This window comes from Pseudoxanthomonas sp. JC1303 (assembly GCF_058448525.1).
This window is the reverse complement of sequence record NZ_CP185958.1, coordinates 3,763,375-3,778,284: the sequence shown is the minus strand read 5'-3', so window position 1 is coordinate 3,778,284 and position 14,910 is coordinate 3,763,375. Positions and strand designations below refer to the sequence as shown.

The following is a 14,910-nucleotide window of genomic DNA, read 5'->3' as shown; positions in this document are numbered from 1 at the left end:
CCCTCACCCCAACCCCGCTCCCAGAGGGAGAGGGGGCAACGCTCGCCATCTGGAAGACCCATGACCGACACTGTTTTTCCGCTGGAACCCACTGCCGTCGAAGCGCAGGCGGCGATCAAGGAGGAGTTTTCCTTCTTCTCTGACTGGGCCGAACGCTACCAGTACCTGATCGACCTGGGCCGCAAGCTGCCGCCCTTCCCCGAGGCGTGGAAGACCGAGGAGCATCGCCTGCTCGGCTGCCAGTCGATGGTGTGGATCGTGCCGCAGGGCAACGCCGCCAAGCTCGACTTCCAGGCGATCAGCGACTCGGCCATCGTCTCCGGTCTGATCTACCTGGCCCTGCGCGTGTACGCCGGCCGCCCCGCGGCCGAGATCCTGGCGACCGAGCCGGACTACATCGCCGACATCGGCCTGGCCAAGCACCTCTCACCGACCCGCAGCAACGGCCTGGCCGCGCTGCTGGCCTTTATCCGTCAGACCGCCCAGGCCCAGGCGCAATGAGCGTCCCGCCGCCGGTGGACACCGCGGTCGGCGCGCGCGAGGTGATGGCGCAGGCAGGGTTCATCCGGATCCTGGCCTACCGCATCTGCGCGATCCTGTCCTATCAGGTCGTGGCGGTCTCAGTGGGCTGGCACATCTACCAGATCACCCAGAACCCGCTGTCGCTGGGCCTGATCGGCCTGGCCGAAGTCCTACCGTTCGTGTGCACCGCGCCATTCGCCGGCTATCTGGTCGACCACCTGCCGCGACGCCGACTGGGCATGACCGCCTCGACCGGACTGCTGCTCACGCCGCTGGTGCTGCTGGCGGTGGACAGGCAATGGCTGCCGGTGGACGGCGTGTGGCCGATGTACGCTGCCGTGTGCCTGACCGGCGCGGTGCGCTGCTTCCTGACCCCGGTCTACAACGCGCTGTTCGCGCGCGTGCTCGAACGCCGCCAGTTCGCGCGCGGCACCAGCATCGCCAATGTCTTCTTCCAGGTGGGGCTGGTCACCGGGCCGGCGCTGGGCGGCGGCCTGGTCGCCTGGGGCGGCACCACCCTGGCCTACTCGGCCGCCGTCGTCCTGGCGGCCGTGGCCATTGCGGTGCTGTACCCGCTGAAGGTCGCCGAGCCCATCGCCACCGGGCCGCGCGCGCCCGTGTTCAAGAGCATCGCCGAAGGCACCCGCTTCGTGTTTTCCAACCAGATCATGCTCGGCGCGATGGCGCTGGACATGTTCTCGGTCCTACTGGGCGGTGCGGTGTCGATGCTGCCGGCCTTCATCCACGACATCCTGCACCACGGCCCGGAAGGGCTGGGCATCCTGCGTGCCTGCCCATCGCTGGGCGCGGTGGTGGCCGGGCTATGGATCGCGCGCCATCCCATCGACCGCCATGCCGGTCGCATCCTGATGATCGCCGTGGCGGCCTTCGGGCTTTGCACCATCGCCTTCGGCCTGTCGCGCAGCTTCTGGCTGTCGGCGGCGATCCTGGTGGTGTACGGGCTTTGCGACGGGGTGTCGATGGTCCTGCGCAGCACCATCCTGCAGCTGGCCACCCCTGACGAGATGCGCGGGCGCGTGTCATCGATCAACAGTATTTTCATCAGCTCGTCCAACGAGCTGGGCGCCTTCTACGACGGGGTGATGGCGCGCTTCCTGGGCCTGGTGCCGGCGGTGCTGCTGGGCGGCTGCGTGACCCTGTGCGTGGTGGGCCTGACCGCCTTGAAGGCGCCGAAGCTGCGCCGAGTGTCAATCAAGGATCTCTAGGAACCCCTGCTTTTCGCGGCACCCGAACCGACAAGACCCACACCCGTAGAGCGGAGCTTGCTCCGCTGCTCTTGTCCCTCTAGCAGCCGGATCGGTAAATCGGATCAGCGGGAAGGCCCCAGCGGAGCAAGCTCCGCTCTACGTGAAATTGTTTGGCGGCGCTGGTTTTGAAGGGGAATCAGGGACGCCGATCACCAGACTAGGTCGTCCGGGACCTGGTATTTCGGATCGGCGTAAGGGTCGTCCTCGGCCGGTGCGTCCGGGTCGACCTTGAGCGCGACGGCCGGGGCGAAGATCGCTTCGACCTCGGCCAGCAGCCCCGCCTCCACCAGCAGGTAGCGACCGGCCTGCTGCACGACGCCCAGCTGCCCGGCGTTGAGCGCCTTGAGCTGGTCGGCGGTGACGTGGATCCGCTTGATCTTGCCGCCGTACGGGAAGTGGCGGACCACCTCGGCCGCGGGATCGTTGAGGGTCTTGCCGGCGATCAGCGCATCCACCTTCGCCCGCGCCTCCCGGCGCAGACGGGCCTCTTCCTGCTTCAGGCGCTCGGCCTCGATACGCTCGTCCTTTTCCCTCTGCGCGCGGATCGCATAGGCCTTGGCCAGGTCGATGTCCTCCCGCGAGCGCGGCTTGCCGCCGGACTTGTGGGCGCCCGGCCCCTTGCCCGCCGCGGCCTTGTCGCCGCGTCCACGTGGCCCGCCGGGCTTGCCGTCGCGCCGATCGCTACGGGCATCGGCGCGTGCGCCACCGTGGGGACGCCCCGGCTTGTTGCCAGGGGTGTGCTGGCCCTTGGGCCGTTCTGGCTTGGGCGCGGGCTTGAAACCCAATCCCAGCAGCTGGTCTCGCAGTGAGTCGGTCATCGGTGAATCGGTCGTGGATCAGTAATGCGGGGGCGGCGGTTCGTCGCCCGGTTCGGAATACAGCTCGGAACGGACCTTCTTCAGGTCGGCCAGCAGGTGGCGGACCAGTTCACCGTTCCGATTGCCCTCGGCCCTGGCGTCGGCCAGGGCCTCGCTGAGTTCGGCCAGGGCATGCTCCTGGAAGGCGAGCCTGGTCTCCAGTTCGATCAGGCGCCGCTCCAGCGCATCGCCCGCCTGGGCCTCACATGTGCTCATTACTTGGCGATGCCCAGCAGTTCGACGTCGAAGGTCAACGTCGCGTCCGGACCGATCGGGCCACCCGGGGTGCCCTGCTCGCCATAGCCCAGGTTGGCCGGCACCCAGAAACGGTACTTGGAGCCCACCGGCATCAGCTGCAGGCCCTCGGTCCAGCCCGGCACCACGTTGGCCAGCGGGAAGGTGGCCGGCTCGCCACGCTCGTAGGAACTGTCGAACACGGTGCCGTCCAGCAACTTGCCCTCGTAGTTCACGCGCACGGTGCTGGCCGCGGTCGGACGCGCGCCGCTGCCCTGGCGCAGAACCATGTACTGCAGACCCGACGGGGTGGTGACCACGCCCTTGGCGGTCTTGTTCTTGCCGAGGAACGCGGCGCCCTCGTCACGATTGCGCTGGGCCAGGCCGGCCTGGCGCTCGCTGGCGTAGGCCTGCACGGTCGAACGCGCTTCGTCCTCGGTCAGCAGGGTCTTGCCCTGAGCCAGCACGGTGCGCACCGCCTGCATCAACACCGGCAGTTCCACCTCATTCTTGAGCGGCGCGAGCTTGGGACCGATCATCATGCTGCCGACCATCAGGCCGACGTTCTGCTTGTTCACGGCTGGTGGCTGGGTGCCCGGCGGCTGGCCCGGCGGGGTCTGGCCGTTCTTGGCGGCCAGGTTCGCACGCAGGGCAGTGTCGGTGGCTTGGGCCTCTTCCTGGCTGATGGGCGGTTCCTTGCCGTCCAGCGCACTCTGCAGGCCACGCTGCATCGCGGCAGGATCGATGTAGTCGGCCACCGGCGCGAAGGAGCGGCCGATGTCCATGCCGATCGCGTAACTGACCTTGTCACGCTGGCTGTCCAGCGTCGTCTTGTCCTGCGCCAATGCGTTTCCTCCGATCAGGGACGCGGCCAGACTGGCGGCCACCACCCACATGCCAAACGATTTCATCCGGTGCTTTCCTCATGCAGCCAAGCGCCGGGACTTCCGGCGCAACAGGCGCGCATTGTGGCATGTGCGCCTGCGGCAAGCAGGCTTTGCGGTCGTACACCCGACCGCATCGGCCCTGCACGGCCGCCTGCGGCACGCGACCCGTTCATGCATGCGCCGGTGAGGCGCCCTTCTCCCAGCCGCAAGGCCACCTGGATGCACACCGGACACCCCTGCCATTGGTTGGGTCATCGAAGTGTCATTCCCTGTTGACGCGAGTTGATTTGGTGTTATAGTTACCTACAACACCACCAACCCAAAGCAGAGGACGCCATGGACAGCAAACTCGGAAACCGCGGTTTTACCCTGCTCGGCCTGAGTCTCGTCGCCCTGACCACATTGGGCCTGCGGAGCCGGATGCCGGCCTCCAGCGCGCTGCCCGGCGCGGTGGAAGCGGCGGCCGCACACGCGCTGCCCACGGTGATCGAGGCAGGCGCCTCGACCGCCGCCCCCTCTCCCCCAGCCCAGGACGGCACCCACCACAGGCACGCGCTGTCGATGCCTTATTTCTCCTTTGCCCGTCTGTTGCGACCCGGGAGCTGAACCCATGACACCGATCCAATGGAGCGACGGCGCTCCCATCTACCGCCAACTCAAGGAAAAGGTGATTGCCATGATGCTTGATGGCGAACTCAAGCCCGGCGATGCCCTGCCTTCTGTCCGCCAGGTGGCCGCCGAATACCAGCTCAATCCCATCACCGTTTCACGCGCCTACCAGGAATTGGCCGACGAGGCCCTGGTCGAGAAGCGCCGCGGCCTGGGGATGTTCGTCACCGACGAAGCCGCCAGGAAGCTGCTGGCGAACGAGCGCGAACGTTTTCTGAAAGAAGAGTGGCCGGCCGTGGCTGCGCGCATTGCGCGGCTGGGACTGTCCATCGACGAACTGCCCAAGGGAGGCGAGGAATGAATGCCGTGACCCAACCGGTCATCCAGGCCCGCGGCCTGCGCAAGACCTACCGCAACAAGCTGGCCCTGGACGGGGCGACGTTCGCCATCGAATCCGGGCGCATCCTGGGCCTGATCGGGCCCAACGGTGCCGGCAAGACCACCGCGCTCAAGGCGATCCTGGGCCTGACGCCCTTCGAAGGCGAGCTGGACGTGCTGGGCATGGATCCGCGTCGTCGCCGCGACGAGCTGATGCGCGATGTGTGCTTCATCGCCGACGTCGCCGTGCTGCCGCGCTGGATGAAGGTCTCCGAGGCCATCGACTTCGTCGGCGGCGTGCATCCGCGCTTCGACCGCGCCAAGTGCATGCGCTTCCTCGAAGGCACCCAGCTCAAGCCCAACCTGCGGGTGCGCGAGATGTCCAAGGGCATGATCGTGCAACTGCACCTGGCCCTGGTGATGGCCATCGATGCCCGCCTGCTGGTGCTGGACGAGCCGACCCTGGGCCTGGACATCCTGTATCGCAAGCAGTTCTACCAGCGCCTGCTGGAGGATTACTTCGACGAGAACAAGACCATCATCGTCACCACCCATCAGGTGGAGGAGATCGAGCACATCCTCACCGACGTGATGTTCATCCGCGACGGTCGCATCGCCCTGACCGCCACCATGGACGAGGTGGGCACCCGCTACACCGAACTGCTGGTGTCCGAGGCGGGTGCCGAGCAGGCCCGCGCACTGGGCCCGATCGACCAGCGTGCCCTGCCCTTCGGCAAGACCGTGATGCTCTTCGATGGCGTGCCCCGCGCGCAGCTCGCCGCCCTGGGCGAAACCCGCAATCCCGGCCTGGCCGACCTGTTCGTGGCCATCATGAAAGGAACCTACGCATGAACGCCCCCGCTCCTGCCCGCACTCTGTCCAAGCCAAGCGTCTTCGGCTGGCTGCTGCGCCGCGAATATTGGGAAAACCGCGGCGGATTCCTCTGGGCCCAGGTCATCACCGCCGGCATCATCCTGGCCTTCGCCGCGCTGGGCGCGGTGATCGGCGCGATCCAGGCCCGCGACAAGATCCAAGGCGATAGCTTCAACATCCATGTCGGCCCAGAGGCACTCGCCAAGGGATTTGGTGCCACCGGTGATTTTGCGCTGCTGACAGGTTTCAGTATCGCCGGGGTCGTGGTCGCCTTCGTCGTGTTCTTCTACTGCCTTGGCAGCCTGTACAACGACCGCCACGACCGCAGCGTGCTGTTCTGGAAGTCCCTGCCGGTGTCGGACACGATGACCGTCGCCTCCAAGCTGGTCTGGGCCCTGCTGCTGACCCAGGTGGTCTCGCTCATCGTCGGCCTGCTGATGGGACTGGGGCTGTGGGTCATCATCGCCTTGGCTTCCACCACCGCTGGCATGCCGGGCGCCGGCGCGATCTTCACCGCCTCGCACCCGTTCAAGGTGATCGGGACGATGCTGGCCACCCTGCCCATCTACGTGTTGTGGTCGCTGCCCGCGATCGGCTGGCTGATGCTGTGCTCGGCCTGGGCACGTCGGGTGCCGTTCCTGTGGGCGGTCCTGGTGCCGCTGCTGGCCTGCATCGTGATCAGCATCATGGGCGCCATGCCCGGGCTGAACCTGCCGCTGGGGGACGTCTGGTACGTGGTCATGTATCGCGGCCTGCTGAGCGTCCTGCCCGGGATCTGGATCCCGTCGGAGCTGGCCCGCCACGAGACCCTCGAAAGCGCGTCCCAGTCCGCCCAGGATCCTGCCCAGGCGCTGGACCTGGTCCTGCACCACACCAGCAATCCCTCGATCTATGCCAATCCGGACCTGTGGATCGGCGCGGTCGTCGGCATTGCCCTGATCGTCCTGGCCGTGATGGTTCGCCGTCGCCGTGACGATGCCTGATCCCCAAGACAACGCAAGGAATCTGGAGATGAAGACATTGCATAGGGGTCGACGCCCTGGCCTGTCCGTGATTGCCGCGGCACTGTCCCTGCTGGTGCTGCCCGCGCTGGCCAGTGCGCAGGACGCGCGCTGCCAGTACTCGGCACCGCGCTCGCTCAAGCTGGACCTGGCCGGCGCGCATTCGGTGCTGTTCAACGTGGGCTCCAGCAATCTGCGGCTGAAGGCCACCTCCGGAAGCACCGGCACCCTCGATGGCCGAGCATGTGCATCCAGCAAGGACCTGTTGGACGACATGCAGCTGCAGCAGGAGCGCCAGGGGGACAAGCTGGTGGTGACCCTGATGCCGGCCAAGCATCTGCGCCTGTCACGCTCCATGGGCACGACCTACTGGTACATGGACCTGGACGGCAGCGTGCCCGACGACGTGCTGGTGCAACTGGACGTGGGGTCGGGCGATGCCAGCCTGCGCGGCGGCCAGGCTGCCAGCGCGGATGTCGGCTCCGGCGATGTGGACCTGCAGGACGTGGCCGGCCTGGTCACCGCCAAGGTCGGCTCCGGCGACCTCAAGCTGCACGGCGCCGGTGCGCTGAAGGTTCTGTCGGTTGGCTCCGGTGACGTCGTTGCCGCAGGAATCAAGGGCAGGACCGAGGTCGGCAGCATCGGTTCGGGCGACGTGACGCTTGATCAGGTCGGGGCGGGCGTCGACATCGGATCGATCGGCTCCGGCGACCTGCGCCTGGGTGACATCACCGGCGATGTCACCGTGGGCTCGATCGGATCTGGCGACCTGGACGCCCGCGACATCCGCGGCAATCTCAGCGTGCGCCGCAAGGGCAGCGGCGATATCGACCATCGCGGCGTGACTGGCACGGTCGACATCGCCAAACACTGACATCACCTCACCGGGAGAGATCACCATGCACCAGCGTTCACTGCGCATCATCGCCGCCACTGGCCTGCTGGCTCTGGCCGCCTGCGCTCCGGGCTGCGATGCCGATGGCAAACTGACGGGCGTGGCAGGCCACGCCGTCGAGCAGGCCAGCAAGGGCCTGGACGATGCGTCCAAGGAGATGGAAAAGGCCAACTCAGAGATGAGCAAGGCCCAGTCCAAACTGCGTAGCTCCACCATGTCCCTCGACGCCAAGGACGGCAGCCATGCGCCCGATGCGTCGATCACGCCGGACGGCGACATCATCATCGACGGCAAGACCATCGATGCCACGCCCGAGCAGAAGGCCCTGGCTAAGACCTACCGCAAAGAACTGGAGGGCGTGGCAAGCGACGGCATCGCCATCGGCATGGCCGGGGCCAAGATCGGGATCGATGCCGCGGGGGCCGCGCTCAAGGGGCTGCTGAACGGAGACTCGAGTGACGAGGTCGGCAAGCAGGCCGAAGAAGCCGCCCGGCAGAAGATCAAGCCCCAGGTCGAGCAGCTGTGCGCGCGCCTGCCCAAGCTGCGCGATGCGCAGGATGCCTTGGCGGCCGCGCAACCTGCATTCCGGCCCTACGCCGGCATGGACCAGTCCGATATCGATGACTGCATGGACGACAACGACTGGAAATCATGACGTGAAGCCAGCACCGGCGCGGCATGGGCCGCGCCGGTGCATCGCTTACAATCAAGCGCATGACTGTCCTGTCCCGATTTCGCTTCGTTTTGGCCCCGGTCGTGGCCGCCCTGGCACTGAGCGCCTGCGGCGGCAGCGGGGATCACGCCGCCAACAGCCGCGCCGAGCGGATGAAGCCGGCAACCTCCGTCACCACGCTGCAGGTGAGCCTGCGCCAGGCGCCAGGCGCACCGGTCGGGATCGGGCCGGATGGCACGCTCAAGATCGACGATGTGGAACTGCCGCAGCCGGCCGACAAACGCGCCGAATTGCAGCATTACTTCGGTCTGCTGCAGATGCGCCGCCAGGCGGTGCTGGACCAGTTCCAGGCCAATGGCGGCGTAACGATCACCATCGCCCCCGATGCGCAGCTCAAGCCGCTGCAGGCACAGCTGCTGGCTGATTTCCCGGAACTGCGTCCATACAAGGACAGCATGCAGACCATCCGCCTGGAAGCGCGTTAGGTCACCCCATAAAAAAAAGCCGGCGGGATCACCCCGCCGGCTTTCTCACGCCCGGCAACCGGCCGGTGTCAGGCGATCTCAGCCGTGGATGCCGCCCTTGGCCAGGGCGGCAGGATCCAATAGCGGCTTGAGTTCGGCCTCACTCATGCCGGTGACCTCGATGGCGACCTCCAGGACCGGGCGGTTCTGCTTATAGGCCTGCTTGGCGATGGCCGCGCCCTTTTCGTAGCCGATGACCGGGTTGAGCGCGGTCACCAGGATCGGATTGCGCTCCAGCGCCTCGCGCACCTTGTCTTCGCGGACGGTCAGCCCGGCGATGGCCGAATCGGCCAGCAGGCGACTCACGTTGGACAGCAACTGGACCGATTCGAGTAGATTGGCCGCGATCAGCGGCAAGGTCACGTTGAGCTGGAAGTTGCCGGTCTGCCCGGCGACGGTGATCGCGGTGTGGTGGCCGATGACTTGCGCGCAGACCATCACCGTGGCTTCCGGGATCACCGGATTGACCTTGCCCGGCATGATCGAGCTGCCCGGCTGCAGCGCCGGCAACTCGATCTCGCCCAGGCCGGCCAGCGGACCGGAGTTCATCCAGCGCAGGTCGTTGGAGATCTTGATCAGGGCCACGGCCAGCGCGTTGAACTGGCCTGACAGCTCCACCGCATCGTCCTGCGCGGCCAGGCCTTCGAACTTGTTGTCGGCACTTTCGAACTTGGCCCCGGTCATCTCGGTCAGCACCTTGGCCACCTGCTTGCCAAAGCGTGGATCGGCGTTGATGCCGGTGCCGATGGCGGTCCCGCCCAGCGGCAGCCGGCGCAGGCGCTTGAGCGTGTCGCCAAGGCGTCCCTCCGCCGAGGCCAACTGGGCCGACCAGGCGCCGAATTCCTGGGCGAAGGTCAGCGGCATGGCATCCATTAGGTGGGTGCGGCCGGTCTTGACGATCTTGCCCAGCGCCTTGCCGCGCGCATCGATGGTCTTGCGCAGGTGCTTGAGCGCCGGCAGCAGGTCCTCGATCACCGCCAGCTGCGCAGAGACGCGGATCGCGGTGGGCACCACGTCGTTGGAGCTCTGCCCCAGGTTCACATGGTCGTTGGGGTGCACGGTGGCCTTGCCGCTGCGCGTGGCGAGATTGGCGATGACCTCGTTGGCATTCATGTTGGACGAAGTGCCCGAGCCGGTCTGGTAGAGATCGATGGGGAACTGTTCGTCAAAGTGTCCCTGGGCCACTTCAAAGGCCGCCTTGCGCACCGCCTTGGACGTGGCCTTGGGCAGCAGGCCAAGCTCGGCGTTGACCTCGGCCGCGGCGGCCTTGATCAGGCCTAGCGCGCGAATGAACCCGCGCGGCATCGGCCGGCCGGAAATGGGGAAATTCTGCACGGCGCGCTGGGTCTGGGCCCCCCAGAGGGCGGCCTCGGGGACCTGCAGTTCCCCCATGCTGTCGTGTTCGAGTCGGACCTTGTGCGGCATCAGCGTGTTTCCTTCTGGATAAAAGGCTACGGCTGGCACGCGGTGGTCAGTCCGCAACGGCTGGCGAGGAGCCGCGAAGGATACGCCGCGGGGCGTGACATGGGCGACAGGGGTAAACTGTGCGGCCCTTGAGGCCCCGCCAAGCCGCGCCCTGCGCGCCGGCGCCCTTGCTCCTCTTCCCTTCCATCAGCCACTTTTCAATGACCAACGCGACCCTGCTTGCCCTGTCCCCGCTCGATGGCCGTTACGCGTCCAAGGTCGACGCCCTGCGCCCGATCTTCTCCGAGTACGGCCTGATCCGCGCCCGCATCAAGGTCGAGGTGGAGTGGCTGCTGGCCCTGGCAGCCGAGCCGGGCATCACCGAACTGGCGCCCTTCTCCGCCGCCGCCGTGCAGAAGCTGCGCGCGCTGGCCGAGGATTTCAGCGTCGAGCAGGCCGGACGGGTCAAGGAGATCGAGCGCACCACCAACCATGACGTCAAGGCGGTGGAGTACTTCATCAAGGAGCAGCTCAAGGGCGATGCCGAGTTGGGGCCGGCACTGGAGTTCGTGCACTTCGCCTGTACCAGCGAGGACATCAACAACCTGTCCTACGGACTGATGCTCGCGCAGGCGCGGCGCGAGGTGCTGCTGCCGGGCTTGGAGGGCATCGCTGCCAGCCTGCGCGCCCTGGCCCATGCCCAGGCCGACCAGCCCATGCTCTCGCGCACCCACGGCCAGACCGCCTCGCCGACCACCCTGGGCAAGGAGATCGCCAACGTCGTCGCCCGCCTGGAGCGTCAGCTCAGGCAGATCGCGGCGGTGGAACTGACCGCCAAGATCAACGGCGCGGTCGGCAACTACAACGCGCACGTGGTGAGCTACCCGGACGTGGATTGGCCGGCCTTCGCCAAAGCCTTCGTCGAAGGCCTGGGTCTGGTCTTCAATCCCTACACCACCCAGATCGAGCCGCACGACAACGTGGCCGAAATCGGCGATGCCACCCGCCGCGCCAATACCATCCTGGTGGACCTGTCGCGCGACATCTGGGGTTACATCTCGCTGGGCTACTTCAAGCAGAAGCTGAAGGACGGCGAAGTCGGCTCCTCGACCATGCCCCACAAGGTCAATCCGATCGACTTCGAGAACGCCGAGGGCAACTTCGGCGTGGCCAATGCGCTGTTCGAGCACTTCTCGGCCAAGCTGCCGATCAGCCGCTGGCAGCGCGACCTGACCGACTCCACCGTGCTGCGCGGCCTGGGCACCGCCTTCGGCCATACCCAGGTCGCCGTGGATTCGCTGGCCAAGGGCCTGGGCAAGCTGGAGCTCAACCCACAGCGCCTGGATGCCGACCTGGATTCCGCCTGGGAAGTGCTGGCCGAAGCGGTGCAGACCGTCATGCGCCGCCACGGCCTGCCCAACCCCTACGAGCAGCTCAAGGCCCTGACCCGCGGCCAGGGCATCACCGCCGCGTCGATGCAGGCCTTCGTCGAATCGCTGGACCTGCCGGCCGAGGCCAAGGCACGCCTGCGCGAGCTGACCCCCGGTGGCTACACCGGCCTGGCGGCGAACCTGGCACGCGACATCTGACCGATGCCGGCGGGCGCCTTCGCCCGCCGCGTCCCTATCGCCGGAGGCCCGCTCATGCACCTGCTGGTCAACATCGACATTCCCGATCTGCCCGCGGCCGAGGCGCTCTATACGGCGGCATTTAGCCTGACGAGCGGGCGCCGGTTCGGCACGGGGGCCGTGGAACTGCTGGGTGCCACCGCACCGATCTACCTGCTGGCCAAGCGCGACGGTTCCCAGGCCACAGCCAACAGCCTGCGCGACTACGCCCGGCACTGGACCCCGCTACACCTGGATGTGGTGGTGGAGGATCTGGAGTCAGCGCTGGCGCGTGCCGAGCAGGCCGGGCTGCGACGCGAAACCGACATCCGCAGCCAGCCGTGGGGCCGGATCGTTCAGCTGGCCGACCCGTTCGGGCACGGCTGGTGTTTAGTCGAATTCAGCGCGGCAGGTTACGACGCGATCGCCAACTGACGCCTGGCCGGCTCGCACCGGGCCTCAGCGTCCGCAAGCCTCCCCGACCCGGTGTACCCGTCATGCCTTCCGCCTCGTTTGCACGCCCGCTGTACCTGCTGCTCACCGCGATCGGCACCTTGGTGCCACTGGCCTGGTGTTGGCCCTGGCTGGCCGCGCACGGACTGGACGTGCCGATGATGCTGAGCGAGTTGTTCTCCACCCGCATCGGCGGCTTCTTCGGGCTGGATGTGGTGTGTTCGGCCCTGACCCTGTTTGCCCTGGTCTTCATCGAGACGCGGCGCCGGGCGATTCGCGGTGCGTGGTGGGCGATCCCGGCCACGCTGTGCATCGGCGTCTCCTGTGGCCTGCCGCTGTTTCTCTATCTACGCCAGCGCTCGCTGGATGCGAACCTCCCTTCTTCCTGACCTTCCCCACGACCATGGCCACCCGCAAACCGTCTTCCAAGCCAGCCCCCCAACCCCCGATCGAAATCGACGCGCGCAAGCAGTTCCCGCTGGGCATGTCCGCCGCCACCTTCCTGCGCAACTACTGGCAGAAGCGTCCGCTGCTGATCCGCAACGCCTTCCCGGGCTTCGTCTCGCCGATTGAGCCGGGCGATCTGGCCGGCCTGGCCTGCGAAGAGGCGGCGCTGTCGCGGCTGATCGTGCACGACCGTGGTCGGGATGCATGGTCGGTGCGCAGCGGCCCGTTCGAAGAGGACCAATTCCCGGGCATGCCCGACCACGACTGGACCCTGCTGGTGCAGGACGTGGACAAGTGGGATCCGGACATCGCCGCGCTGCTGGAGGCCTTTGCCTTCCTGCCGCGCTGGCGCATCGACGACATCATGGTCAGCTTCGCGGCCACCGGCGGTTCGGTTGGTGCGCATGTGGACCAGTACGACGTGTTCCTGCTGCAGGCGCACGGCCATCGCCGCTGGCAGATCGATGCCTCGCCCAATCCGCCGCTGGATTTCCGCGACGACGTCGAGCTCAAGCTGCTGCGCCAGTTCAGTCCCACCCACGACTGGGTGCTGGCGCCGGGCGACATGCTGTACCTCCCCCCGGGCGTCCCCCATCACGGCGTGGCCCAAGACCCGTGCCTGACCTTCTCGGTCGGCATGCGCGCGCCCTCGGCCGCCGAACTGATCGGCGATTACCTCGACACCCTGGTCGCCGATGCCGACGAGGCGATCCGTTACCAGGACCGGGACCTCGCTGCGCCAACCGACCCGAACGAGATCGATGCCGCCGCGATGGGGCGCGTGGTCGAAGCGCTCAACGCCCTGCGCATGAACGACCCGGATCGGCTGGGTGAGTGGTTCGGCCGTTTCATCACCACTTATCGCAGTGCCGGAGAAGCCGCGGTGCCCGAACTGGCGCCGGACCGCGCCGAACTGGAGGCCGCCCTGGCGCAAGGCGCGGTGCTGCAGCGCCACCCCATGACCCGCATGGCCTGGCGCCGGGCGGCCCGGGGCGCGGCCCTGTTCGCCAGCGGCCAGGCGCTGCCCATGTCGGTGCGCGATGCCCGCGCCCTGGCCGCCGCCGCCGAGCTGGATGCAGCCGCATACCAGACCTTAGGCGAACAGGGCCGCCAGGCGGTTTCGGCTCTGGTAACGTCCGGCCATTACGTGCTGCCCGGGACCGATGACGATGACGAGTTCGACGCCGCTTGAGTTCACCCTGCGCCCTGCTTCCTTCAGCGCCGACCGCGAGGCCCTGCGCTGGGTCCGCGAATCGGTATTCGTGACCGAGCAGCACGCGCCGCTGGACACCGAATGGGACTCGATGGATCCGGAGGGCGAGCACATGCTGGCGGTCGACGCGCATGGCGCGCCCATCGGCACCGCTCGGCTGACCCCCGATGGCCGCTTCAGCCGCCTGGCCGTGCTCAAGCCCTGGCGCGGCAAGGGCGTGGGCGAGGCCCTGCTCAAGGCCATGATCGACCAGGCCCGCGCACACGGCTGGGCCACGCTCAATCTCTACGCCCAGGTCGCCAACGAGAGCTTCTACGCCCGCCACGGATTCGTGGCCATCGGCGAGCCGTTCGACGATGTCGGCATTCCGCACCAGTACATGCGCCTGGACCTGCGCCACTGACGCCATGGAAGTCGAACACCTGGCCCAGGCCATCGAGGTCGTTACGGCCCTGGCGGGCGACACCCGCAGCCTGCTGTGCATCTACACCCGCGACCTGGACCCGGGCCTGTTCGACGCGCCAGCGGTCCTCGAGGCGCTACGCGGGCTGGCCGTGCGCCAGCGCGGGGCCGAGATCCGGATCCTCCTGCAGGACCCCGGCATTCCACAGCGCTCCAATGCGCCCCTCCTCCCCCTGGCCCAGCGGCTCCCCAGCAGTTTTCTGCTGCGCGCCATTGAAGAGCCCGTGGACCGCGCCTACGCGGCCGCCTTCGTCGCCAGCGACGGCGGTGGCTATTACTTTCGTCCGCTCGGGCATCGCTTCGATGGCGAAGCCGATCTGCACGCCCCGGGGCGCAGCCGCCAGCTGCGTGAGGAATTCGGCCGCTTCTGGGAGCGCGCCCGCGCCTGCACGGAGCTGCGCGCCCTTGGTCTTTAAGGGTTCATCTGCAATGTCCCGCATAGTGGGTCATTGCACGGACACACCTGCTCGATCCCACGCCCGGACCCGCCCGGATTCAGGCCGAAGCCTATAATTTGCTGGTTTGTCGGCGGGCGAAATGCCCGCCAACCGGCTGCAACCGGGCCGGCCACCGAGCCACTTTTTCCCCACAAAGACGCCGTAG

At 67.3% G+C, this 14,910-nt stretch carries 19 protein-coding genes; 15 read left to right on the top strand and 4 right to left on the bottom strand.

The window, feature by feature from the left end:
• Window positions 1-60 precede the first annotated feature (60 nt).
• The gene (locus ACORQU_RS16900) at window positions 61-501 is read left to right on the top strand and encodes a SufE family protein (protein ID WP_271646022.1); all 441 of its coding nucleotides are present in this window, start codon (window positions 61-63) and stop codon (window positions 499-501) included.
• Window positions 498-1,748, top strand: a complete 1,251-nt coding sequence (locus ACORQU_RS16895; protein ID WP_491642220.1) for an MFS transporter — start codon at window positions 498-500, stop codon at window positions 1,746-1,748. Before ACORQU_RS16900 ends, ACORQU_RS16895 begins: the two co-directional genes overlap by 4 nt.
• A 191-nt stretch (window positions 1,749-1,939) precedes the next feature.
• On the opposite strand, the gene ACORQU_RS16890 is transcribed toward ACORQU_RS16895, so the two are convergent.
• Genes ACORQU_RS16890 through ACORQU_RS16880 form a run of 3 tightly spaced genes read right to left on the bottom strand, consistent with a single transcriptional unit; the run spans window position 1,940 to window position 3,792 of the window.
• Window positions 1,940-2,608, bottom strand: a complete 669-nt coding sequence (locus ACORQU_RS16890; RefSeq protein WP_491642219.1) for a DUF2058 domain-containing protein — start codon at window positions 2,606-2,608, stop codon at window positions 1,940-1,942.
• A gap of 18 nt (window positions 2,609-2,626) precedes the next feature.
• On the bottom strand, window positions 2,627-2,863 hold the full coding sequence (locus ACORQU_RS16885; RefSeq protein ID WP_491642218.1) for a SlyX family protein: 237 nt from the start codon (window positions 2,861-2,863) through the stop codon (window positions 2,627-2,629).
• Window positions 2,863-3,792: an FKBP-type peptidyl-prolyl cis-trans isomerase gene (locus ACORQU_RS16880; protein WP_491642217.1), complete on the bottom strand. Its 930-nt coding sequence runs from the start codon at window positions 3,790-3,792 to the stop codon at window positions 2,863-2,865. Before ACORQU_RS16880 ends, ACORQU_RS16885 begins: the two co-directional genes overlap by 1 nt.
• Window positions 3,793-4,104: 312 nt before the next feature.
• Here ACORQU_RS16880 and ACORQU_RS16875 point away from each other — a divergent pair, with 312 nt between their 5' ends.
• The 7 genes from ACORQU_RS16875 to ACORQU_RS16845 are packed head-to-tail and all read left to right on the top strand — an operon-like array spanning window position 4,105 to window position 8,682.
• Window positions 4,105-4,374 (top strand): hypothetical protein, encoded by a 270-nt coding sequence (locus tag ACORQU_RS16875; protein ID WP_491642216.1) that lies wholly within the window; start codon window positions 4,105-4,107, stop codon window positions 4,372-4,374.
• A gap of 4 nt (window positions 4,375-4,378) precedes the next feature.
• Complete coding sequence (locus ACORQU_RS16870) at window positions 4,379-4,738, top strand: GntR family transcriptional regulator (RefSeq protein WP_271646027.1); 360 nt, start codon at window positions 4,379-4,381, stop codon at window positions 4,736-4,738.
• Window positions 4,735-5,607, top strand: coding sequence for an ABC transporter ATP-binding protein (locus ACORQU_RS16865; RefSeq protein WP_491642215.1), 873 nt, complete (start codon window positions 4,735-4,737; stop codon window positions 5,605-5,607). The genes ACORQU_RS16870 and ACORQU_RS16865 overlap by 4 nt, the downstream gene beginning before the upstream one ends.
• Complete coding sequence (locus ACORQU_RS16860; protein ID WP_491642214.1) at window positions 5,604-6,611, top strand: ABC transporter permease; 1,008 nt, start codon at window positions 5,604-5,606, stop codon at window positions 6,609-6,611. Before ACORQU_RS16865 ends, ACORQU_RS16860 begins: the two co-directional genes overlap by 4 nt.
• A 28-nt stretch (window positions 6,612-6,639) precedes the next feature.
• Window positions 6,640-7,503, top strand: a complete 864-nt coding sequence (locus ACORQU_RS16855) for a DUF4097 family beta strand repeat-containing protein (protein ID WP_491642213.1) — start codon at window positions 6,640-6,642, stop codon at window positions 7,501-7,503.
• 25 nt (window positions 7,504-7,528) lie between these two features.
• Complete coding sequence (locus tag ACORQU_RS16850) at window positions 7,529-8,179, top strand: YggN family protein (RefSeq protein WP_491642212.1); 651 nt, start codon at window positions 7,529-7,531, stop codon at window positions 8,177-8,179.
• 59 nt (window positions 8,180-8,238) lie between these two features.
• Window positions 8,239-8,682, top strand: a complete 444-nt coding sequence (locus tag ACORQU_RS16845; protein ID WP_491642211.1) for a hypothetical protein — start codon at window positions 8,239-8,241, stop codon at window positions 8,680-8,682.
• 78 nt (window positions 8,683-8,760) lie between these two features.
• On the opposite strand, the gene ACORQU_RS16840 is transcribed toward ACORQU_RS16845, so the two are convergent.
• A complete protein-coding gene (locus ACORQU_RS16840) occupies window positions 8,761-10,146 on the bottom strand; it encodes a class II fumarate hydratase (RefSeq protein ID WP_491642210.1) in 1,386 nt (461 codons plus the stop codon).
• 200 nt (window positions 10,147-10,346) lie between these two features.
• Between ACORQU_RS16840 and purB the strand changes: the two genes are divergently transcribed.
• The 6 genes from purB to ACORQU_RS16810 all read left to right on the top strand — a co-directional run bounded on the left by purB (window position 10,347) and on the right by ACORQU_RS16810 (window position 14,723).
• A complete protein-coding gene (gene purB, locus ACORQU_RS16835) occupies window positions 10,347-11,714 on the top strand; it encodes an adenylosuccinate lyase (RefSeq protein WP_491642209.1) in 1,368 nt (455 codons plus the stop codon).
• Between the two features lie 54 nt (window positions 11,715-11,768).
• Window positions 11,769-12,167 (top strand): VOC family protein, encoded by a 399-nt coding sequence (locus tag ACORQU_RS16830; protein WP_491642208.1) that lies wholly within the window; start codon window positions 11,769-11,771, stop codon window positions 12,165-12,167.
• 62 nt (window positions 12,168-12,229) lie between these two features.
• On the top strand, window positions 12,230-12,574 hold the full coding sequence (locus ACORQU_RS16825; protein ID WP_491642207.1) for a DUF2834 domain-containing protein: 345 nt from the start codon (window positions 12,230-12,232) through the stop codon (window positions 12,572-12,574).
• Window positions 12,575-12,588: 14 nt separating this feature from the next.
• The gene (locus ACORQU_RS16820) at window positions 12,589-13,824 is read left to right on the top strand and encodes a JmjC domain-containing protein (protein WP_491642205.1); all 1,236 of its coding nucleotides are present in this window, start codon (window positions 12,589-12,591) and stop codon (window positions 13,822-13,824) included.
• Window positions 13,802-14,248, top strand: coding sequence for a GNAT family N-acetyltransferase (locus ACORQU_RS16815; RefSeq protein ID WP_271646037.1), 447 nt, complete (start codon window positions 13,802-13,804; stop codon window positions 14,246-14,248). Before ACORQU_RS16820 ends, ACORQU_RS16815 begins: the two co-directional genes overlap by 23 nt.
• Before the next feature lie 4 nt (window positions 14,249-14,252).
• Window positions 14,253-14,723 carry a DUF7931 domain-containing protein gene (locus ACORQU_RS16810; protein WP_491642204.1) on the top strand — a complete coding sequence of 157 codons (471 nt, stop codon included), beginning with the start codon at window positions 14,253-14,255 and terminating at the stop codon, window positions 14,721-14,723.
• Window positions 14,724-14,910: the final 187 nt, after the last annotated feature.